General features: G+C 40.5%; 22 protein-coding genes. 21 read left to right on the forward strand and 1 reads right to left on the reverse strand.

Annotated elements, in window-relative coordinates:
• Positions 1–40: 40 nt before the first annotated feature.
• The 11 genes from AB3G73_RS17470 to folK all read left to right on the forward strand — a co-directional run bounded on the left by AB3G73_RS17470 (position 41) and on the right by folK (position 11,882).
• Positions 41–775, forward strand: coding sequence for a hypothetical protein (locus AB3G73_RS17470; RefSeq protein WP_148367803.1), 735 nt, complete (start codon positions 41–43; stop codon positions 773–775).
• Positions 776–951: 176 nt separating this feature from the next.
• Entirely contained in the window at positions 952–1,980 is a 1,029-nt protein-coding gene (locus AB3G73_RS17475) for a JAB-like toxin 1 domain-containing protein (protein ID WP_367745279.1), read from the forward strand.
• A gap of 10 nt (positions 1,981–1,990) precedes the next feature.
• Positions 1,991–3,016, forward strand: coding sequence for an Imm65 family immunity protein (locus AB3G73_RS17480; protein WP_195650718.1), 1,026 nt, complete (start codon positions 1,991–1,993; stop codon positions 3,014–3,016).
• Positions 3,017–3,689: 673 nt separating this feature from the next.
• Positions 3,690–6,509: a TonB-dependent receptor plug domain-containing protein gene (locus tag AB3G73_RS17485; RefSeq protein WP_367745280.1), complete on the forward strand. Its 2,820-nt coding sequence runs from the start codon at positions 3,690–3,692 to the stop codon at positions 6,507–6,509.
• Between the two features lie 193 nt (positions 6,510–6,702).
• The gene (locus tag AB3G73_RS17490; RefSeq protein WP_367745281.1) at positions 6,703–7,602 is read left to right on the forward strand and encodes a methyltransferase domain-containing protein; all 900 of its coding nucleotides are present in this window, start codon (positions 6,703–6,705) and stop codon (positions 7,600–7,602) included.
• A 3-nt stretch (positions 7,603–7,605) separates the two neighbouring features.
• Positions 7,606–8,487: an ABC transporter permease gene (locus AB3G73_RS17495; protein WP_117513332.1), complete on the forward strand. Its 882-nt coding sequence runs from the start codon at positions 7,606–7,608 to the stop codon at positions 8,485–8,487.
• A gap of 12 nt (positions 8,488–8,499) precedes the next feature.
• Positions 8,500–8,742, forward strand: coding sequence for a DUF3098 domain-containing protein (locus tag AB3G73_RS17500; RefSeq protein WP_009001366.1), 243 nt, complete (start codon positions 8,500–8,502; stop codon positions 8,740–8,742).
• 2 nt (positions 8,743–8,744) lie between these two features.
• Positions 8,745–9,599, forward strand: a complete 855-nt coding sequence (locus AB3G73_RS17505) for an undecaprenyl-diphosphate phosphatase (RefSeq protein WP_148367806.1) — start codon at positions 8,745–8,747, stop codon at positions 9,597–9,599.
• The gene (gene truB / locus AB3G73_RS17510; protein ID WP_004298886.1) at positions 9,599–10,321 is read left to right on the forward strand and encodes a tRNA pseudouridine(55) synthase TruB; all 723 of its coding nucleotides are present in this window, start codon (positions 9,599–9,601) and stop codon (positions 10,319–10,321) included. Before AB3G73_RS17505 ends, truB begins: the two co-directional genes overlap by 1 nt.
• Before the next feature lie 17 nt (positions 10,322–10,338).
• Positions 10,339–11,397: a tRNA preQ1(34) S-adenosylmethionine ribosyltransferase-isomerase QueA gene (queA, locus tag AB3G73_RS17515; protein WP_004298889.1), complete on the forward strand. Its 1,059-nt coding sequence runs from the start codon at positions 10,339–10,341 to the stop codon at positions 11,395–11,397.
• Entirely contained in the window at positions 11,397–11,882 is a 486-nt protein-coding gene (gene folK / locus AB3G73_RS17520) for a 2-amino-4-hydroxy-6-hydroxymethyldihydropteridine diphosphokinase (RefSeq protein ID WP_217723698.1), read from the forward strand. The genes queA and folK overlap by 1 nt, the downstream gene beginning before the upstream one ends.
• Here the strand turns inward: folK and AB3G73_RS17525 are convergent.
• Positions 11,857–12,045 (reverse strand): hypothetical protein, encoded by a 189-nt coding sequence (locus tag AB3G73_RS17525; protein WP_009001370.1) that lies wholly within the window; start codon positions 12,043–12,045, stop codon positions 11,857–11,859. The genes folK and AB3G73_RS17525 overlap by 26 nt on opposite strands.
• 230 nt (positions 12,046–12,275) lie before the next feature.
• Here AB3G73_RS17525 and metK point away from each other — a divergent pair, with 230 nt between their 5' ends.
• From metK to tyrS, 10 genes are all read left to right on the forward strand, one after another.
• Positions 12,276–13,568, forward strand: coding sequence for a methionine adenosyltransferase (metK, locus tag AB3G73_RS17530; protein ID WP_148367809.1), 1,293 nt, complete (start codon positions 12,276–12,278; stop codon positions 13,566–13,568).
• Between the two features lie 180 nt (positions 13,569–13,748).
• A complete protein-coding gene (locus AB3G73_RS17535) occupies positions 13,749–15,410 on the forward strand; it encodes a lipopolysaccharide assembly protein LapB (RefSeq protein WP_234131752.1) in 1,662 nt (553 codons plus the stop codon).
• A gap of 129 nt (positions 15,411–15,539) precedes the next feature.
• Positions 15,540–15,911: a DUF3244 domain-containing protein gene (locus AB3G73_RS17540; protein WP_234131751.1), complete on the forward strand. Its 372-nt coding sequence runs from the start codon at positions 15,540–15,542 to the stop codon at positions 15,909–15,911.
• Between the two features lie 499 nt (positions 15,912–16,410).
• Positions 16,411–16,998, forward strand: a complete 588-nt coding sequence (locus tag AB3G73_RS17545) for a TIGR00730 family Rossman fold protein (RefSeq protein ID WP_074559771.1) — start codon at positions 16,411–16,413, stop codon at positions 16,996–16,998.
• Positions 16,995–17,828: a DUF4271 domain-containing protein gene (locus AB3G73_RS17550; protein ID WP_367745282.1), complete on the forward strand. Its 834-nt coding sequence runs from the start codon at positions 16,995–16,997 to the stop codon at positions 17,826–17,828. The genes AB3G73_RS17545 and AB3G73_RS17550 overlap by 4 nt, the downstream gene beginning before the upstream one ends.
• Positions 17,829–17,832: 4 nt before the next feature.
• A complete protein-coding gene (locus AB3G73_RS17555; RefSeq protein ID WP_074559743.1) occupies positions 17,833–18,579 on the forward strand; it encodes a uroporphyrinogen-III synthase in 747 nt (248 codons plus the stop codon).
• Between the two features lie 5 nt (positions 18,580–18,584).
• Entirely contained in the window at positions 18,585–18,974 is a 390-nt protein-coding gene (rnpA, locus tag AB3G73_RS17560) for a ribonuclease P protein component (protein WP_081352769.1), read from the forward strand.
• Positions 18,975–19,024: 50 nt separating this feature from the next.
• Positions 19,025–19,246, forward strand: a complete 222-nt coding sequence (gene yidD, locus AB3G73_RS17565; protein WP_032846610.1) for a membrane protein insertion efficiency factor YidD — start codon at positions 19,025–19,027, stop codon at positions 19,244–19,246.
• Positions 19,247–19,270: 24 nt separating this feature from the next.
• Positions 19,271–19,963: a TatD family hydrolase gene (locus AB3G73_RS17570; RefSeq protein WP_367745283.1), complete on the forward strand. Its 693-nt coding sequence runs from the start codon at positions 19,271–19,273 to the stop codon at positions 19,961–19,963.
• 86 nt (positions 19,964–20,049) lie between these two features.
• Positions 20,050–21,342: a tyrosine--tRNA ligase gene (gene tyrS / locus AB3G73_RS17575; RefSeq protein WP_148367813.1), complete on the forward strand. Its 1,293-nt coding sequence runs from the start codon at positions 20,050–20,052 to the stop codon at positions 21,340–21,342.
• Positions 21,343–21,373 lie beyond the last annotated feature (31 nt).

Genomic DNA, 21,373 nt, shown 5'->3' on the forward strand with positions numbered 1-21,373 from the left:
TGATAAATAAACATAGACGATTATTTTATAATAAATAGTTATGAGAAAGATAATATTATACATATTGTGTGGCTTTATGTTTGTCTTATGTAGTTGTAGGAGTGTTAAATTGAACAATGTGTCATCTGATTACAATTTTAAGTATGATTTATATCATCACATTAAATTGTTTTATCGTGTTTATTTGCGATATCCTACTGTTGTTGAATTACAGCATTTTTGTTGGGAAATGATCAACGAAATCAATGATAATGCTTTTACTTCGTTTGATGAATATGAGAGTTCTTTGACGGCAATAGCGGCAGGACATGATGATTTGTTGCGGTGTTTGTTATCTAATACTGATTATATTTCATTTAAGCGGGCGACAAATGGATTGTATGTACTTTTAGGTGGTAAGAAATGGATAAAAATAGAACTGGATGTGTGCGAGATGCTAAAAAATGGACGTTACTTAACGTATATATATGATTCTGTGGGACATGAAATACCAATAGATGACGTTTTTGTGGATAGCCTTTATTCTGGAATGAAGGCTATATGTCAAAAACACTTACCTGATTCTATGTTGGTGGATGATGATGCTCAATTATGTCTTTTAAGATATGAAAGAAATGTTAGATATCAGGTGTATTGTCCACTAAATTATAAAATAGAACAGAATGATCATATGAGTGAATTAGGTTGTTTCTTGGATACATTCTTACTAAAAAGAAATGCTCAAACGATTCAAATTGCAACCGTTTTTCCGCAGTCTTATTTTAAAGAGAACTAGACTAAATTTCTTAGAATAAGATAAAACTACCTGATTGATAGACTTTACTGTTTATTAAGCAGGTAGTTTTTAACGGAGTCCTTTGATTCTACAGGTAGATATTTTGAAAAACAGGAGAATCAAATATTGTATATGAATATGCTGCAGACGGTAGGAAAGTCCGTACCACGCATATTATGAATAATGATACAACAATAACTGTTTATTGTGGCAATGTGATCTATGAGAACGGGAAGTTGAAGATGCTCTTGAATGAGGCGGGATATTATAGTTTCCAAGATAATAAGTTTCATTTCTATCTGAAAGATCATCAGGGTAATGTAAGGGTTGTTACTGACGAGGCAGGTAATGTTGATGAAGTGAATGATTATTATCCTTTTGGTGGTTTAATGTCTAATGGATGTAATAACGTTCAGCCATATAAGTATAATGGCAAAGAGTTGGATCGGAAAGGTGGATTGGATTGGTATGATTATGGGGCGAGGTATTATGATGCGATGATAGGAAGATGGCATGTACCTGATATATCAAGCGAGAAGTATTATAACTGGAACTCATATACATTTTGTAAAAGTAGTCCAATATTGAGAGTTGATGTTGATGGAAAGGATGATTATGTTATAAACGAATCGGGAAAATTATTTAATGCTACTCCTGTGAAGATGAGAGGTAAAAGCCCAACAGATAATTTATTTCTTTCTACAGATCGTTCGATAATGGTAACAGTTAACAGTGGATTGCTTGGCGAAATGTATAAGGTGCAAGGAGAAAATAATAATTCGTTTTCTTATTATGGAAGTACACAAGACTTGGAGACGGCTGTAGCTGTTTTTAAATTTGGGGCAGATTATACATCTGTGGAATGGAAATTGGATGTGTATGACGATGATGGTACGAGAACTGCGGTTGTCACGACAGATCGAAATTCATATGGAGTTAATGGCGAGAACGCTAAAAATGAACTCTCTGTACAAGGAGATAAAATTATAGATATTCATTCTCATTTGATTGGAGGAACTAAGGGAGGAGCTGGTAATGATTTTAATTTGGCTAAATCCCAGCGCAGAAATGCAGTTTATCTAAAAGATAATGGACTAAAGAAAGATAGAAAAGGAATGTTGTACGAATATACTAAAAATCAAAGTCGGGTAAAATCTATTCGAATATTGGGTAATACAGATTTAGTACGATATGTAAAATATTAACAATATACTTATGAAGAACTTGGTTTATGTTATCTTATTTATTTTATTGGGAGGATGTGTTTCCCCCTCTTTTTCGCCAGTGGAGATACATCAACGAGTGGCAGAACAAGTTAAAGTATTGATAGATAGTGGATATCTACAAACGCCATATATTGAAATAAATGAAGTATTATCAAATGATTCCAGCATTATTTATAGTATTAAAGGGTCGGATTCTCCAGGTTCGGATGGTGCAGAGTTACCTTCTAAAGTGATGACCTATAAAGGGAAATATCTTTGTTTTATAGAATTAGATGAGCAGGAAATGTCGCGAACTGAATTGTTTGAAAAAGGAATTGTGGCGGATTCTAATTTTCATGAGAATCTCCATTTGGACGATGGGTGGGTATTGGCTCTTCGGAAATATGAAAATGGGTCAACTTTGGTAAAAAAGGTATTATCATCGGCTTTTCTTTTTGAATATCCGCAACTTTGGTCCTATTTTTCGGGAGAAACACCTCAAGGAAAACCTGCATTAATGGCTTTGTTTACACATGATATTATTGTTCCGGATTCGTGTATTTCTACTCTTTTTGATTTAGAACTGGATAGTATGAGATACTATATAAGAAGATTTAGTGGGAAGATTAGTGTGAGAAATTTAACAGATTCTATATTATTAATGAATAATCCAACGAGGAATATGTGTTATGCAGTAGTAAATGGAGAGGATACATTAAAATTAATATTAAGGGATTCATTGCCTGTTATGATTGGACCTCATGGCTATCGTTCTTTACGGTATGATAGTGAGATACCTTATTCATTTCTTGGAAAGTTGCCTGATCGAAATGTTTGGATGTCGATGTATAAGCTGTTCAGTGATTCAACTTTTTGTTTCTTAAATATCAATGGAGCACCACAAAGTTTTAGAATAATTCATGGTGGAAATTATTTTAGTTATTTAAGGGATTCATTGTCATTAAGAAATAGATATATTTATAATGAAGGCGTTGATGATAAAGAAGAAAGAATACGTAGATTTTTTAAGTGGTAATTTGTAGAGAAATAGATTGATAGTTAAATATCGAACATTTTAAATTGTATTACCCTGATATAGGTTGACTATTTTGTAATCTCATTTGGTTGCTACCCTGATATGGAATTAGAAATTATTCTGTGTCAGGGTATTTTTTACATAAATGCGGAAATGAAAAGTTGTTTTCTCAATATAATATCTTAAATTTGCCTAGTCACATCACTTTTTTTATTGTTATGGTTTGCCTGCGGTTTGGTTTATGTTGGCACAAGGAGCAAAGCGGTGCCATGATAGAGGTACACACAGGTTGGTATCAAATAATTCCATTTTATGAATTGTGGATGTTGTTCGCTAAAGGAGATAAAGGGAATAATTGTTATGGCGAAGCTCCTAAATAAAGAACTGAAATATGTTTGCGTTTTTGTATCAGGGTATTTGGTATTCTCTAAATTGAATACTTTTAGGGTTACATAATATTGTTGGGTGGTAATGTGCGAGGACATGTAATTTGAAGTTTGTTAGTAAAGAAAATAACAACTATCTAAAATGTAAGCTAAGATTTTTCTTAAAAAGTTTCATTTCTCTTTTAGTAGAAAGCCTCTTATGGTTGTATTTATATTATATATAGTTTTCCTATATACTTTGATATACAAATAGTTTGTAATAACCAAAATCTAAATATTTCATGCCTATGAAAGCATTTACTCTCAAAACATTGCTTAATTGTGGTTTCTCACAATCTTTCTGTATTTCTTTGATGAAAAAAAGTGGTACCGCTTTCTTTTTGGCCTTATTACCCATTTCTGTGACTTATGCGGATAATGGAACTGTTTTAAAGGATACGATGAAATTGCCATACAGTTCACAACAGATTGATGGGGCCGATCTGATGAAGGTGAAAGACGCCAATTTCGTAAACTCCCTGATAGGAAGAGTGGCGGGCGCTACTATTAATCCCAGTGCTTCCGGTGTGGGTGGTTCAGTAAGGATGGTGCTACGTGGTTACCGTTCCATATTAAAATCCAACAATGTGCTTTTTACTTTGGACGGTGTACCTTTGCCACGACTGGAGTCAGAGCAACCTTCTAATTCATACACCTCTAACTGGCAGACTGGTGACGGTATAGCAGCTTTCTCTCCTGACGATATAGAGAGTATTTCTGTTTTGAGTACCGCAGCAGCTTCTACTTTGTATGGTAGTCGTTCCGCTAGCGGTGTGGTGATGATTAATACTAAGAAAGCAAATTCCGGAAAACTAAGAGTAGAGTTGGGGAATAGTACTACTTTCAGTTCGCCACTTGTTATGCCTGAATTCCAACAGACTTACGGGGCGCAATGGGGAGACAAGATAAGCCATCCCCAGTCGTGGGACCCGACGGATTTTTTCCGTACCGGACATACTATCAATAACTCCCTTAGCCTTTCTATGGGAAATGAGTATAATCAGACGCGGGTTTCGGCTGTAACGATGAATGGCACCGGCATCATTCCCAAAAACAATGTGGACCGTTACAATTTTTCTTTCCGGAATACATCTTCTTTATTACATCATAGACTAAAGCTTGACTTCACTTTGAGATATATTCATACCGCAGAGCAGAATATGTTATCGCAAGGTATGTATGGTAATCCGCTGGTTCCTGTCTATTTGGTACCTGATGTATTGCAAGAACGTATTAATGTCAATCCCGATTATAACTACAAGAATCATTTTGAAGTTTACGATCCGAGGCTTGGAGCTAATGCGCAATATTGGCCTTTAGGAGATATGGGGATGGGTATGCAAAATCCTTATTGGATAATCAACCGGAATTTGTACAATCAGAAAAAGAAACGTTTACTAGGCGGGATAGGAGCGAAATTCGACTTGACCTCCTGGCTTAATGTGTCAGGGCGTATTCATTACGATCGTGATAAAGAAACCGCAACCAAAAAACTTTATGCGTCTTCTCTTCAAGCCGGTCCTTTGGGCTCGTATTATGAGTCTGAAGATAAGAATACGCAGGTTTATTCCGATCTCCTGTTCAATGTCAATAAAAGGCTAGGGGATTTTTCAATTGATGCCACTTTGGGTTCTTCTATTTGTGATACGAAGTTTGATAGCTCTTGCGCTGATGGTATGCTGGGAACACTGAACCAGTTTAATTTATCAGGACTGGATAAACATGGGGACTATCACTATATAAATCAAGACTTCAATTATCATGACCGAGCTACATCATTGTTTATGCTTGCGCAATTGGGATATAAGAACCGGTTGTATCTCGATTTGGGCGGACGAATGGAATGGCTTAAATTTTGGGATGATAATTCAAGTTATTCAACAGACGTTATCTATCCTTCGATAGGAGCATCTGTAGTACCAACCGGATGGTTGCCTGATAATCCCAACCGATTCCTTTCGTTTCTAAGACTCAATTATACCTACAGTGAAACCGGCAATAGTTTTACCGATTATATCTTTTTGAATAAAAAAAGGGTAGGTTTGAAACCTAGATTGGAGGATAATATGTTGGATCCCGAGCATACCAAGTCTCACGAAATAGGGCTCAATGCAGGTTTTCTTAATGATAAAATCAATTTGGCGTTTACGATGTATAAGACATCTACTTCCGATTTACCGTTTGGAGGATATCTTCCTATTCCTTCTCAGGGGGATATTTATTTCATGTATAATGGGTGTAGGATTGATAATAAAGGTTTCGAGCTAACCTTGAGTGCAAATGTGAATATCGGGCAGGTTAAGTGGGATGGACGTTTCACTTATTCTATCAATAAGAATGAAGTAAAGCAGCTTTTAGAACCACAGAAAAATCCTATAACAGATACCGATTTTAATTTAGAAGAAATTCAGATGGCCAAAGGTAGCGGTTGGTATACTCCATTGAAGAAAGGTGGCTCGATAGGTGATATATATGTTACAGATTTGCAGAGGGATGAGCAGGGAAATGTTGTTATTGATAAAACTTCACAAAATGTCGTTCCTGTAAACGAATATATATATGCGGGTAATGCTGACCCTAAATATACGATGGGGCTGGCAAATAGCTTTTCCTGGAAAGGTTTTGAACTTGATTTTGTGATTCACGCCCGCTTCGGCGGCGTAGGCCTATCAATGACTCAAGCAGTTATGGATCAATTTGGTGTATCACAGGCCACAGCCATAGCCCGTGACAATGGTGGTGTTTGGGTGAGTGGTGAAAAGATTCCGGCAGAGAACTACTATAGGCTGGTAGGCTGGGCACGTACAGGAACGGTGTATACATACGATGCCACTAATATTCGTCTTGCAGAAATGTCGATTGCTTATCATATTCCCGTCAACCGATGGGTGAAGTGGATACAGGATGTACGGGTGGCATTAGTGGGACGTAACTTGCTTATGTTGTATAATAAAGCTCCGTTTGATCCGGAATCTACGGCAAGCACCGGAACCTGGGGGCAGGGCATAGACAACTTCCGTCAACCCAGCTACAGAAACATGGGCTTTTCCGTTAATCTGACTTTTTAATCTTTCTTCAAAAAGATATCTTGTCCCGATATGAGCTGTCAAAACTACTCTCATCTTGTATCGGGAGCAACTCTTCTATTAAAAGTCCTTAACGAAAGCCCAATCCATCACTTTTTATTTGTTTCTTTGCACCAAATTCGGGTATAGTGTTGTCTTGTCATTCGAGGCGGCTCTTAATTTTGCTTAGAAATTAATGGAGAAACTCAGTATAAATGCTTGTCCGGTGTGTGGCGGTACGCACTTGAAACGCGTCATGACTTGTACGGATTTTTATGCTTCGGGCGAACAGTTTGAACTGTATTCGTGTGAGGACTGTGGATTTACATTCACACAAGGAGTTCCCGTGGAAGCAGAGATAGGCAAGTATTATGAGACTCCCGACTACATCTCCCACACTGATACGCGCAAGGGAGCGATGAATAATATCTACCATTACGTACGTTCTTATATGCTGGGTCGCAAAGCGCGTCTGGTAGCCAAGGAAGCGCATCGCAAGACGGGGCGTTTGCTCGATATAGGTACGGGAACCGGTTATTTTTCCGATATAATGGTTCGTCGGGGATGGAAGGTAGAGGCAGTGGAGAAAAGTCCGCAGGCACGTGAGTTTGCAAAAACACATTTCGAACTGGATGTAAAGCCCGAATCGGCTCTGAAAGAGTTTGCTCCTGCTAGTTTTGATGTCATCACTCTCTGGCATGTGATGGAGCATCTCGAATCTTTGAATGAGACTTGGGAGACGCTTCGCGAACTGCTGACAGAAAAAGGAGTATTGATTGTGGCAGTACCCAACTGCTCTTCTTATGATGCCAAGCGCTACGGTGAGTATTGGGCGGCTTATGACGTTCCCCGCCATCTTTGGCATTTCACTCCGGGCACTATACAACAGTTGGCTTCCCGCCATGGTTTTATTATGGCGGCACGTCATCCGATGCCGTTCGATGCGTTTTACGTATCTATGTTGAGCGAGAAACATCGTGGCAGTTCATGCAGTTTCCTGAAAGGGATGTTTGCCGGGACGTTGGCCTGGTTCAATGCTTTGGGAAGGAAAGAACGCAGCAGTTCAATGATTTATGTATTCCGAAAAAAGAGATAACGCATGGGAAATCAAAACAAATATAAGTCAGGTTCGATTTTCGACATGCAGTTCATCACGTCGAGTATCAGTACGACACTGGTATTGCTGTTGCTCGGACTGGTTGTCTTTTTTGTATTGACAGCGCACAATCTTTCCGTATATGTCCGCGAGAATATCAGTTTCTCCGTTCTTATCAGCGACGACATGAAGGAAGCGGATATACTGAAACTTCAGAAGAAGCTGAATCAGGAACCTTTCGTGAAACAATCCGAATATATCTCTAAAAAACAAGCACTGAAAGAACAGACGGAAGCAATGGGAACCGATCCGGAAGAATTTCTGGGCTATAACCCTTTTACCGCTTCCATCGAAATCAAACTCCATTCTGACTATGCCAACTCGGACAGCATTGCGAAGATAGAGAAAATGATTAAAAAGAATACCAACATACAAGATGTGCTCTATCGAAAGGAGTTGATTGACGCCGTGAATGATAACATACGAAATATCAGTCTGGTACTGCTTGCCTTGGCGGTCGTGCTTACTTTTATTTCTTTTGCCCTGATAAACAATACCATAAGACTGGCTATTTACTCCAAACGCTTCCTTATTCACACCATGAAACTGGTAGGGGCGAGTTGGGGATTTATCCGGGGGCCATTCCTTCGAAAGAATGTATGGAGCGGGATATTGGCAGCCATCGTTGCCGATTCCATATTGATGGGAACCGCCTATTGGGCTGTGACATACGAACAGGAATTGCTTCAGGTCATCACGCCTGAAGTCATGTTGATAGTCTGTGCAAGCGTATTGGCGTTTGGAATTGTAATAACGTGGCTATGCGCCTATTTCTCCATGAATAAATACTTGAGAATGAAAGCGAACAGCCTGTACTATATTTAAAAAAAATAAACTATGTCTGACAAGCAGAAATTTGCCTTTGATAAAGTGAACTTTATCTTGCTCGCAATAGGGATGGCGATTGTTATTATCGGCTTTCTATTGATGACGGGACCTACATCGTCCGAAACGCTTTTTGAACCCGATATTTTCAGTGTACGCAGAATCAAGGTAGCGCCGGTCGTTTGCCTGTTTGGCTTTATATCTATGATTTATGCAGTATTGCGCAAACCTAAAACACAAAAAACAGAAGAATAAAAATGGGTGATTTAACAACATTTGAGACGATTATTATTGCTATTGTAGAAGGGCTGACCGAGTTTTTACCGGTTTCTTCTACAGGACACATGATTATTACACAAAACATACTAGGGGTAGAAAGTACGGAATTTGTAAAAGCGTTTACTGTAATTATTCAGTTTGGCGCAATTCTTTCAGTAGTCTGCCTTTACTGGAAACGTTTTTTCCGGTTGAACCATACACCGGCTCCTGCAGGCGCTTCCGCTTTGAAGTGTTTTCTGCATAAATTCGATTTTTACTGGAAGCTGCTGGTGGCTTTTATTCCTGCAGCAATTTTGGGTTTCCTGTTTAGCGATAAGATAGACGAGATGCTCGAAAGTGTAGCGATAGTAGCAGTGATGCTGGTAATCGGTGGTATATTCATGCTGTTCTGCGATAAGATTTTTTCGAAGGGAAGTAAAGATACCGTGCTGACAGAAAAAAAGGCATTCAATATCGGTTTGTTTCAATGTATTGCAATGATACCGGGTGTATCCCGTTCGATGGCTACCATCGTCGGAGGTATGGCCCAGAAACTGACTCGTAAGGATGCTGCTGAGTTTTCATTCTTTCTTGCCGTGCCAACTATGTTTGCGGCAACTGGCTACAAGGTCTTGAAACTCTTCCTGGATGGTGGAACCGAGATTCTTGTCAACAACATGCCGGCACTTATTATCGGTAATGTGGTGGCTTTTGTCGTTGCTTTGCTGGCTATCAAGTTCTTTATTAGCTTTGTTACGAAATATGGCTTTAAAGCATTTGGCTGGTACAGAATTATAGTTGGCGGAATCATTCTGGTAATGCTGTTGCTTGGATATAACTTAGAAATTGGCTGATGAATTTTAAAAAAGGAGAAGTACTGTTTTTCAATAAACCTTTCGGATGGACTTCATTTAAAGTAGTAGGGCATGCCCGCTATCATATTTGCCGCCGGATAGGAGTGAAAAAACTAAAAGTCGGCCATGCCGGAACACTGGACCCGCTTGCAACAGGGGTGATGATTGTATGTACAGGCAAGGCAACCAAACGAATAGAAGAGTTTCAATATCATACGAAGGAGTATGTTGCAACGTTGCGTTTGGGTGCCACTACTCCGTCATACGATTTGGAACATGAAATAGATGCCACCTACCCTACCGAACATATCACGAGGGAACTGGTGGAAGAAGTGCTGACGCATTTTATCGGTGCCATCGATCAGGTACCTCCTGCTTTCTCTGCCTGTATGGTAGACGGTAAGCGTGCTTACGAACTGGCCCGGAAAGGAGAAGAAGTCGAACTAAAAGCAAAACAGCTTGTTATCGACGAGATTGAATTGCTGGAATGTCGTCTGGATGATCCGGAACCGATGATTCAAATCCGTGTCGTATGCAGCAAAGGGACTTATATCCGTGCCCTGGCCCGCGACATCGGTGAAGCACTCCATAGCGGAGCTCACCTGACAGGGTTGATCCGCACCCGCGTAGGTGATGTCCGGTTGGAAGACTGCCTGAACCCCGAACACTTTAAAGAGTGGATCGACGGACAGGAGATAGAAAATGAGGAAGAAAATAATTAACGTAATAAGGAATAGATATGAAATTATCACAATTCAAATTTAAGTTACCCGAGGATAAGATCGCTCTACATCCTATGAAATATAGGGATGAGTCGCGTTTGATGGTATTGCATCGTAATACAGGTAAGATTGAGCACAAGATGTTCAAAGATGTATTGGACTACTTTGATGATAAAGATGTGTTTATATTCAATGATACGAAGGTGTTTCCTGCCCGCTTGTATGGTAACAAGGAGAAGACAGGTGCTCGTATCGAGGTATTCTTGTTGCGTGAGTTGAATGAAGAACTTCGTTTATGGGACGTATTGGTTGATCCGGCACGTAAGATACGTATCGGTAACAAGCTGTATTTCGGTCCGGACGATTCAATGGTGGCTGAAGTGATTGATAACACCACTTCTCGCGGGCGTACGCTCCGTTTCCTTTACGACGGACCTCATGACGAGTTCAAAAAGGCACTGTATTCTTTGGGTGAAACTCCACTCCCCCACTCTATTATCAACCGTCCTGTAGAACCGGAAGATGCTGAACGCTTCCAGTCAATTTTCGCAAAGAACGAAGGTGCGGTGACTGCCCCGACTGCTAGTTTGCACTTCAGCCGTGAGTTGATGAAACGTCTGGAAATCAAAGGTGTGGACTTTGCATATATCACTCTGCACGCCGGTCTGGGTAACTTCCGCGACATCGACGTAGAGGACTTGACTAAGCATAAGATGGATTCAGAACAAATGTTTGTAAACGAAATGGCGGTGAAAACTGTGAATCGTGCCAAAGATAACGGTAGAAATGTATGTGCGGTAGGTACGACAGTGATGCGTGCTATTGAAAGCGCAGTCAGCACCGACGGGCATCTCAAGGAATTTGAAGGATGGACTAACAAGTTTATCTTCCCTCCATATGAATTTACCGTAGCCAATTCAATGATTTCCAATTTCCACATGCCGCTTTCTACCTTACTGATGATTGTAGCTGCTTTCGGTGGTTATGATCAAGTGATGGATGCTTATCATGTAGCATTGAAAGAAGGTTACCGTTTCGGCACGTATGGAGATGCAATGCTGATTTTGGACAAATAATGGCAAAAGTTTATCTGGGACTCGGCACTAACCTCGGAGATAAAGAACAAAATCTTCGGGATGCCGTGCAAAAAATAGAAGAGCAGGTGGGGAAAATAGTTTCCCTGTCTGCTTTTTACATAACTGCCCCTTGGGGATTTTCTTCAGATAACAGTTTCCTGAATGCAGCAGTTTGTGTAGATACCGGATTGACTCCCATAGACGTTTTACAGAGAACGCAGGCAATTGAACAGGAATTGGGACGTACGAAGAAATCCGTCAACGGTATATATAGCGACCGCCTGATTGATATTGACCTGTTGCTTTATGATGATTTGATACTTTCCACCACTTCTCCCTCCGGAGCGAAGTTGATCCTCCCCCATCCGTTGATGGCAGAACGTGACTTCGTTATGAAGCCGCTGGCAGAAATTGCTCCCGGATTAGTGCATCCGGTACTTGGAAAAACGATGAAGGAACTTATTTCTTCTTTTTCTCCGCAATAAACACCGGCAAATAGGCAATGCATCCTATCAATACTGCATACAGCAAATGAATCTCCTGAAACGGCTTGTCGATGAAATGGCAGACAATGGCATAGATAGCAATCGTGAAGCCTATATAAAGTGCCAACACCAAAAGCGTTTTAAATTTCTTATTTAGAATCATTATAAATCTATTTATGTGTTAAATACAGGGCAAAGATACTCATAATCTCCGAAATCTCTTTATCTTTGTACCCGAAATGAAAGTGTGGACAGATTTGAGTAGCTTGCAACCACGGAAAAAAATGCTAAAACACGTCTGATTGACGCCTTTCGGCTTATCCTTTGCAGCACTCGCCTCTCCTACTCTCTCTCATTTTTTAATTTTCAATTTTTAATTCTTAATTTAAAAAGATGGGATACTTATTTACATCCGAATCGGTGTCAGAAGGACACCCCGACAAGGTAGCCGATCAAATATCGGATGCCGTGCTTGACAAACTGTTGGCTTACGACCCCAGTTCGAAAGTAGCTTGCGAAACACTAGTGACTACCGGACAAGTGGTACTAGCGGGTGAAGTGAAAACTAAAGCGTACGTTGACCTCCAGCTCATCGCACGCGAAGTGATTAAGAAAATCGGTTATACCAAAGGAGAGTACATGTTCGAAAGTAACTCTTGTGGCGTACTTTCCGCTATTCATGAGCAAAGCCCCGATATCAACCGTGGTGTAGAGCGTCAGGACCCGATGGAACAGGGTGCAGGCGACCAGGGTATGATGTTTGGTTACGCTACCAATGAAACGGAAAACTACATGCCGCTTTCTCTTGATCTGGCACACCGCATTCTGCAAGTGCTGGCCGACATTCGTCGTGAAGGAAAGGTGATGACTTACCTCCGCCCCGATGCCAAAAGCCAGGTTACTATTGAATATGATGACAACGGAACTCCTGTTCGCATTGATACAATCGTTGTTTCTACTCAACATGATGACTTTATCCAACCGGAAGATGATTCTCAAGCTGCCCAGCTGAAAGCTGACGAGGAAATGCTGTCTATCATCCGTCGTGATGTGATCGAGATTCTGATGCCTCGTGTCATTGCTTCTATCCATCACGATAAAGTGTTGGCGCTGTTTAATGATAAAATCATTTATCATGTGAATCCTACGGGCAAGTTCGTAATTGGTGGTCCTCACGGAGATACCGGTTTGACAGGTCGTAAGATTATCGTTGATACTTATGGTGGCAAAGGTGCTCACGGTGGTGGTGCTTTCTCCGGAAAAGATCCTAGCAAGGTAGACCGTAGCGCAGCTTATGCAGCACGCCATATCGCTAAGAATATGGTAGCGGCAGGCGTAGCAGATGAAATGCTTGTACAGGTGAGCTATGCTATCGGTGTGGCTCGTCCGATCAATATCTTTGTAGATACTTATGGTCGTTCCCACGTCAATATGACGGATGGTGAGATTGCCCGCGTTATCGACCAGTTGTTCGATCTTCGCCCGAAAGCAATCGAAGAACGTCTGAAACTTCGTAATCCTATTTATCAGGAAACAGCCGCTTACGGCCATATGGGACGTGAACCGCAAGTGGTAACGAAGAAATTCTTCTCTCGCTACGAAGGGGACAAAACTGTGGAAGTAGAACTCTTTACATGGGAGAAACTTGACTACGTAGATAAAATTAAAGCTGCTTTTGGTCTGTAAAATAGTCTGAAAGCGAGCTTAGCTCGTTCAGTAAGAGCCACAACCTCAACTCCTTTTGGTAGGAAATAGAGGTTGTGGCTCTTGATTTTAAATAAGTTATATTTAAATAAATGTCTTTTGGATATTAATCTTCTTTTGCCGGAATTTGTTACTTTTGGCCCATAAATAAACGACTGCCTAATGAAAACAAGATGTTGTTGTTCTAAACGCTATTTATTGGTGTTTTTTAGTTTACTTGTCAGCGTAGGTAGCATTCTGATGTCTGTCTTTCTATCTTCCTGCTCTTCTTCGGTGAAGAGTCCATTGCTACTATCTGCTGACTCATTGATGGAAATATATCCTGATAGTGCATTATCTATTTTGGAATCAATTTCCTCCCCACAGAAATTGCCACGTGCCGACAGAGCACTTTATGCGTTATTGCTTACGCAAGCAAGGCATAAAAATTATATTGCTTTAGAGGATGATTCGCTGATAAAAACAGCTGTTGAATACTATGGTGATAAGAAGAAAAGTGTACGTGCTGCAAAAGCTCATTATTATTGGGGAGCTACCTATCGAGAGAAAGGATATACTTCTTTTGCTGTAGACGAGTATTTAACGGCAATTCGACTGATGCCTGTTAGGGATGAATTCTTGGCAATGATTTATGATAATCTTGCAGAATGTTATGAAAAAGATGAATTGTTTGATATAGCAATTGACGCCTATCGTGAGGCTTATCAGATATTGAAAGGAGGAAGCCAACAGACATATCCATTGAGAGGTATTGCACGTATGTGTTTATTGCAAAACAAGAAGGATAGTGCATTGCTTTATTATCATCAAGCTCTTGATTGTGCATTGGCAGAGCAAGACTCTAGTTTGATAGGGGCTCTTTATCATGATCTTGCTATGGCTTATAATGAAAAGAAGGATTATATGCAAGCAGATAAATATGTGTCAAAGGCAATTATGGTACAAGGGCAAGATGCTGTTAATGTCTGTTTATCAAAAGCTCAAATTATGTTGAATTTGAATAAGCTTGATTCTGCCAGTTATTTTTTTAAGAAGAATATAGATCAACTTGATATTTATGGAAGGGCTGTTTGCTATGATGGAATGTATCAAATAGCAAAGAAAAGGGGTGAATGGAAAACCGCAACAGAGAATATAGATGCATATAACGTTCTTTATGATTCTATTCAATTTATGACTGATAATGAGGAGCTTAATAGACTTATGGATAAGCACCAACTGGAGGAACATAAGAGATTATTATCAGAACATACTAAAACATTAATTTTTAGCTTGGTTACTGCATTCTTCTTATTGATGGTTGTATGTGTTTTCTATTTTATGTGGAATGACAGAAAGAGAAAGAATCATTATATTGCTTTGCAACACGAGTTGACTCAAAAGCGAGTAGATACTATGTTGCTAAAAGAAGAAGAGGTTTCTGAATCTAATAAAGAAGATTTGAATAAGAAGAGATCGGAGTTGACAGAACGGCAGATTCAATTATGTATATCTGTTCTTAAAACTACTGATTGCTACGACCAATTGGAAGCATTGGAGAGGGCAACTCATAAACAACTATTGGTGATGCGTAGTTTGAGGAAAGAAATACGTTCTGAAATTTCCAGTGCGTTTGTTGATGTGATGATGAATTTGAAGGAACGTTATCCGGCTTTAACTGGTGATGATATATTTTATTGTGTTCTTTCATTGCTTTGTTGTTCAAAAACTGTCATAATGGAGTTGATGGATGCTACATCAGATGCTCTTAAAACACGCAAAAATCGTATAAAGAACAAAATAGATGCTCAAATTTTTGATCGTGTATTTGGCATTGATATTTAATGAAATATGTCGATCTTCTTAGGTTAATTTTGCTTCTAAATAAAAGGCTGTTACCATTGTTACCGCATAAAAATCGTTTCTTTTGCTTCATCTGTGTATTTTTGAGGCGAAATTTTAAACCCATTTATTATGAAGACTAAATTTTTACCTCTTTTGCTATTGACTGTCTTACTCCAAGTAAGTATGTTTTCTTTTGCTAATGAAATGACAACTGCACGTATAATCAGATTAAAGAATAAAACTGAGGTACAACATCGGTCTATTCCTGTTATTCCTGCTGCTTGTATTGAAAACTCATTGTTGTCTATTGACCTTCTTTCTACTGTTCCTACTGTAACCGTTACCATCAAAGATGCAGAAACAGGAGAAGTAGTTTATACATCTACTGATATAAATGTAGATAAGGTTTATATTGATCTTGCAGGTGAGGAAAAAGGTAAATATACTTTGGAGATACAACTTCCGAAGGAAGCCTTTATCGGAGATTTTGAATTAGATTAAATCTTTGGATATATATTATTTGCAACTAACATAAGATGATATACCTAAATCATTAACTGTTGAAGCCCCGCTGTTGAAATATATGGCGCATTGCTGAAATGACGATTTAGATGACCGAAAGGGGAAAGAATCGGTTCACTTTTATTCGTGGGCTTAATAAGCCTTGTGAAAGGCCCATAAAGGTATATTGAAACGTAAAATTAAAATCACTTTTTAATTGTGTGCTGGATTACTACTGGTAGGGTATTTGAACGATTTTATAGTTCAGATAATAAAGTTTATTCAGCAACAATGTGATACACCTGTTAGTAGATGAGAAATCTGTGATAGATGTATTCTCTGTGAGAAAAGCTCTTGGACTTCTATAAATAAGAAGTCCAAGATTTTTTTATGAAGATATAAATGTGGAGATAACAATGATCTCTGATTAAGTTGAATATGAATAACGGAATTTTTTCGTAATTTTGCCTCCTTGATATAATAAAGGATAGTGATGAAGATGAATCAGATAAATTCCGTATGCGTATATAGCGCTTCCAGTACCAAGATAGATGCTGTTTACTTTCAAGCAGCCGAGACTCTCGGTCGTCTGCTTGCCGAACACCGTATCCGTTTGATAAACGGAGCCGGGAGTATTGGTCTGATGTGTTCTGTGGCAGATGCTGTGTTGAAAAATGGCGGTGAAGTGACCGGAGTGATTCCCCGCTTCATGGTGGAACAAAACTGGCATCATACTGGACTGACAGAGCTGATCGAGGTAGAATCCATGCACGAACGCAAACAGAAGATGGCCAATTTGAGTGATGGTATCATCGCTTTGCCGGGTGGATGCGGTACCCTTGAAGAATTGCTGGAAATTATCACTTGGAAACAGTTGGGGTTGTATCTCAATCCGATTATAATCCTCAATACAAACGGATTTTTCGATCCATTGCTCGAAATGCTTGAAAAGGCAATCGATGAGAACTTTATGCGACGCCAACACGGTGATATATGGAAAGTGGCACAGACGCCGGAAGAAGCGGTTCAGCTCCTTTATGAGACTCCTGTATGGGATATTTCCATTCGTAAATTTGCAGCGATATGATAGGCGACACACTAAGTTCCCAGAACGCGGATACCTTGTCTCTTCTCCAGCAGAAACAGATTAGTCCGGCAAAGGCAGACAGTGATAGCCTGCAGTTGGTCGATCTTCATGCTGTACAAGAGGTTGATTCCGGCTTTGAAGGAACCCCTATCTCCTACTCTCCCCGTACGGACGATGCTATTGCACTGACATTACTGGCTTGCTTCTTTCTTTCCTCCATTGCCTTGGCACGCGGAAAGAAATTTCTCTCCCAACAGGTGAAAGACTTTGTGTTGCATCGCGAACGGACGAGCATTTTTGATAGCTCTACGGCGGCCGATGTGCGTTATCTCCTTGTGCTTGTATTGCAGACCTGTGTCTTGTCGGGCATCACATTTTTTAATTATTTTCATGATACATCTCCCGCTCTGATGGATCATGTATCCTCCCTCCTTTTGCTGGGTATTTACGTTGGTTTTTGCCTCGCTTATTTCTTACTGAAATGGTTGCTTTATATGTTTCTGGGGTGGACTTTTTTTGATAAAAATAAGACAAATATATGGCTGGAATCGTATTCTGCGCTCATATATTATGTCGGATTTGCCCTTTTTCCGTTCGTCCTTTTCCTGGTTTATTTTGATTTGAGTCTAACGAATTTGGTTATAATCGGGTCTATTATTTTAATTTTCACTAAAATATTGATGTTTTATAAGTGGATAAAGCTTTTTTTTCATCAATTTAGCGGGCTTTTCCTATTAATTTTGTACTTTTGCGCTCTTGAAATAGTACCTTGTCTTTTACTGTATCAGGGTATGATTCAAATGAACAATATTTTGCTAATAAAATTTTAGGACGTTGAAAATTAAAAAAGTACTAGTGTCGCAGCCTAAGCCTGCGTCAGAGAAATCTCCCTATTACGACATAGCTGAGAAGTATGGCGTTAAAATAGATTTCCGACCCTTCATTAAGGTTGAAAGTCTTTCGGCGAAAGAATTTCGGCAACAGAAAATTTCGATTCTCGACCACACTGCCGTAATATTCACTTCGCGCCATGCTATTGACCATTTTTTCACTTTGTGTACAGAGTTGCGTGTGACAATTCCCGAGACAATGAAGTATTTCTGTGTGACGGAAGCTGTTGCATTGTATATTCAGAAATATGTGCAATATCGTAAGCGTAAGATCTTCTTTGGGGCTACCGGAAAGATTGAAGACCTGATTCCTTCCATCGTGAAGCATAAAACGGAGAAGTATCTCGTTCCGATGTCAGACGTACATAATGACGATGTGAAAAACCTGCTCGACAAGAACGGCATTCAGCATACGGAAGCTGTGATGTATCGCACGGTGAGCAACGACTTTACACCGGACGAGGAGTTTGATTACGATATGTTAGTGTTCTTCAGCCCTGCCGGAGTGACTTCTTTGAAGAAAAACTTCCCGGATTTTAATCAGAAAGAGATTAAGATCGGAACGTTTGGATCTACTACCGCACAGGCTGTACGTGACGCAGGTCTCCGTCTGGATCTTGAGGCTCCTACGGTGCAGGCTCCGTCAATGACTGCCGCACTTGACATGTTTATCAAGGAAAACAATAAATAAACAGAGTGGGTATATATACTTTGTGTAAAGCCGAAAGGCTGAATAGTAAAATTTTGATCGGAAAGATGTTTGAAGGCGGTGCTTCTAAATCGTTTTCCATCTTTCCGATACGCGTTGTATATATGCCTGTCGAGCAGGGAGAGGCTCCTGCTTCTATATTAATCAGTGTATCGAAACGCCGTTTTAAACGGGCGGTGAAACGTAACCGGGTGAAACGCCAGATACGTGAAGCCTACCGGAAGAACAAGTCTCTTCTGGTGGACGAACTGCAACGCCGGGAGCAACGGTTAGCCGTTGCCTTTATCTATCTGTCGGACGAGCTTGTTGCTACTGCCGAGCTGGAAGAGAAAATGAAAATAGCGCTTGCGCGCATCTCTGAAAAACTATTCTCATGAAACCTCATAACTCCCGGATATCTACCGCATGGGTATTCGTTACGGGAATTTTGAGAAAGGTATTTTCCTTCTTCCTGCTTGTTCCCATCTATTTTTACCGGATTTGTATTTCACCCCTTACTCCTCCCTCTTGTCGGTTCACGCCTACTTGCTCAGCGTATGCGCTCGAAGCAATTAAGAAACACGGTCCTATAAAGGGGCTTTATCTTGCTGTGCGGCGTATTCTGCGATGCCATCCCTGGGGTGGTTCCGGTTATGATCCCGTGCCTTGAAACAACTGAAATGAGAAATAGGAAATGAAAAAGAATGTGACTGATATTTTAGATATCCATACTCATAAACAGGAAGTTGATTCTCTAGGGAAATCTATCATCAATTATCCGTTATTGGCGGACTCTCCATCGTATATGCCTCTGGCAGAGAATGTGGAAGTGGCTGTGGGTAGAGGATCTTATTATTCTGTCGGTATTCATCCTTGGGAGGTGAGAGAGAGTAATGTCAGTCAGCAATTGAGCTTTCTTCAACAGCAGTTGCAGGGAAAACAGTTTGTAGCTGTAGGAGAGGCGGGGCTGGATAAATTGGCGGAAGCTTCGATGGAGCTTCAGTTAGCGGTGTTTAAGGAACAGGTAAAATTGTCGGAAAAGCTCGGCATGCCGTTGATTATCCACTGCGTGAAAGCAATGGAAGAACTGCTGGCCGTGAAAAAAGAATCTCGTCCCCAACAACCTTGGATATGGCATGGCTTTCGTGGAAAACCGGAGCAGGCAGTACAGTTGTTGAAGAAAGGGTTTTATCTTTCTTTTGGAGAATATTATCCCGATGAAACGATGCAGATAGTCCCCGATGAACGCCTGTTTTTGGAAACGGATGACAGTTTGCTTGATATTGAAGATATCCTGTGTCAGGCAGCCAGGGTGCGTGGGGTAGAAGTGGAAGCGTTGCGTGAGGTGATTCGCCGGAATATCCAAAATGTCTTTTTTAAGGCGTAAGAGTTGTATCTTCCGAGAAAGAGTCGTACTTTTGTCGCACATGGAATTGAAATACAATAAAAACCAAATAATTAAAGAGTAATACGATGAATTTTGTAGAAGAATTGAGATGGCGTGGCATGTTGCAGGACATCATGCCGGGAACAGAAGAGTTGTTAAGCAAAGAGCAGGTGACTGCCTACTTGGGTATCGACCCGACTGCCGATTCGCTACACATTGGTCACCTTTGTGGAGTGATGATCCTTCGTCATTTCCAACGCTGCGGTCATAAGCCGTTGGCACTGATCGGCGGCGCTACAGGTATGATTGGTGACCCTTCCGGTAAATCGGCAGAACGTAACCTGCTGGACGAAGAGACATTGCGTCACAATCAGGCGTGTATCAAGAATCAACTTGCCAAATTCCTCGACTTCGAGTCGGATGTACCTAACCGTGCCGAGCTGGTGAACAATTACGACTGGATGAAAGACTTCACTTTCCTTGATTTTGTTCGCGAAGTAGGAAAGCACATCACTGTAAACTATATGATGGCGAAAGACTCTGTGAAACGTCGTCTGAATGGTGAAGCGCGTGATGGATTGTCATTTACCGAGTTCACTTATCAGTTGCTTCAAGGATATGACTTTCTTCATTTGTATGAAACGAAAGGCTGTAAGCTCCAGATGGGTGGTTCCGACCAGTGGGGAAACATTACTACCGGTGCCGAATTGATCCGCCGTACCAATGGGGGAGAGGTATTCGCGTTGACTTGCCCGCTGATTACAAAGGCTGATGGTGGTAAGTTTGGTAAAACAGAATCCGGAAATATCTGGCTGGACCCTCGCTATACTTCACCTTACAAGTTCTATCAGTTCTGGTTGAATGTAAGCGACTCCGATGCCGAACGTTATATTAAAATCTTCACTTCTATCGAGAAAGAAGAAATTGAAGCATTGATTGCCGAACATCAGGAAGCTCCGCATTTGCGTCTCCTCCAGAAACGTCTGGCTAAGGAAGTGACTGTGATGGTTCATTCTGAAGATGACTATAACGCAGCAGTAGACGCATCGAACATTTTGTTCGGTAATGCGACTTCGGAAGCTTTGCGCAAACTGGATGAAGATACGTTGCTTGCTGTATTCGAAGGAGTGCCTCAATTTGAGATTTCCCGTGATGCATTGGCAGAAGGAGTAAAGGCTGTTGATCTATTCGTTGATAATGCGGCCGTATTTGCGTCGAAAGGTGAAATGCGTAAGTTGGTTCAGGGCGGTGGCGTTTCGTTGAATAAGGAGAAGCTGGCGACCTTTGATCAGGTAATTACGACTGCTGACCTGCTCGATGAGAAATATCTGCTTGTTCAGCGCGGTAAAAAGAACTATTATCTGCTGATTGCAAAGTAATAATGCACGATTCACTCGATAGAATATAAAA

This window comes from Bacteroides sp. L008 (genome assembly GCF_040812255.1).
Taxonomy (GTDB): Bacteria; Bacteroidota; Bacteroidia; order Bacteroidales; family Bacteroidaceae; genus Bacteroides; species Bacteroides vicugnae.

Coding starts and splice junctions, on each gene's coding strand:
- AB3G73_RS17470 (WP_148367803.1), top strand. CDS start 41: ATGAGAAAGATAATATTATACATATTGTGTGGCTTTATGTTTGTCTTA.
- AB3G73_RS17475 (WP_367745279.1), top strand. CDS start 952: ATGAATAATGATACAACAATAACTGTTTATTGTGGCAATGTGATCTAT.
- AB3G73_RS17480 (WP_195650718.1), top strand. CDS start 1,991: ATGAAGAACTTGGTTTATGTTATCTTATTTATTTTATTGGGAGGATGT.
- AB3G73_RS17485 (WP_367745280.1), top strand. CDS start 3,690: ATGAAAGCATTTACTCTCAAAACATTGCTTAATTGTGGTTTCTCACAA.
- AB3G73_RS17490 (WP_367745281.1), top strand. CDS start 6,703: ATGGAGAAACTCAGTATAAATGCTTGTCCGGTGTGTGGCGGTACGCAC.
- AB3G73_RS17495 (WP_117513332.1), top strand. CDS start 7,606: ATGGGAAATCAAAACAAATATAAGTCAGGTTCGATTTTCGACATGCAG.
- AB3G73_RS17500 (WP_009001366.1), top strand. CDS start 8,500: ATGTCTGACAAGCAGAAATTTGCCTTTGATAAAGTGAACTTTATCTTG.
- AB3G73_RS17505 (WP_148367806.1), top strand. CDS start 8,745: ATGGGTGATTTAACAACATTTGAGACGATTATTATTGCTATTGTAGAA.
- truB (WP_004298886.1), top strand. CDS start 9,599: ATGAATTTTAAAAAAGGAGAAGTACTGTTTTTCAATAAACCTTTCGGA.
- queA (WP_004298889.1), top strand. CDS start 10,339: ATGAAATTATCACAATTCAAATTTAAGTTACCCGAGGATAAGATCGCT.
- folK (WP_217723698.1), top strand. CDS start 11,397: ATGGCAAAAGTTTATCTGGGACTCGGCACTAACCTCGGAGATAAAGAA.
- AB3G73_RS17525 (WP_009001370.1), bottom strand. CDS start 12,045: ATGATTCTAAATAAGAAATTTAAAACGCTTTTGGTGTTGGCACTTTAT.
- metK (WP_148367809.1), top strand. CDS start 12,276: ATGGGATACTTATTTACATCCGAATCGGTGTCAGAAGGACACCCCGAC.
- AB3G73_RS17535 (WP_234131752.1), top strand. CDS start 13,749: ATGAAAACAAGATGTTGTTGTTCTAAACGCTATTTATTGGTGTTTTTT.
- AB3G73_RS17540 (WP_234131751.1), top strand. CDS start 15,540: ATGAAGACTAAATTTTTACCTCTTTTGCTATTGACTGTCTTACTCCAA.
- AB3G73_RS17545 (WP_074559771.1), top strand. CDS start 16,411: ATGAATCAGATAAATTCCGTATGCGTATATAGCGCTTCCAGTACCAAG.
- AB3G73_RS17550 (WP_367745282.1), top strand. CDS start 16,995: ATGATAGGCGACACACTAAGTTCCCAGAACGCGGATACCTTGTCTCTT.
- AB3G73_RS17570 (WP_367745283.1), top strand. CDS start 19,271: ATGAAAAAGAATGTGACTGATATTTTAGATATCCATACTCATAAACAG.
- tyrS (WP_148367813.1), top strand. CDS start 20,050: ATGAATTTTGTAGAAGAATTGAGATGGCGTGGCATGTTGCAGGACATC.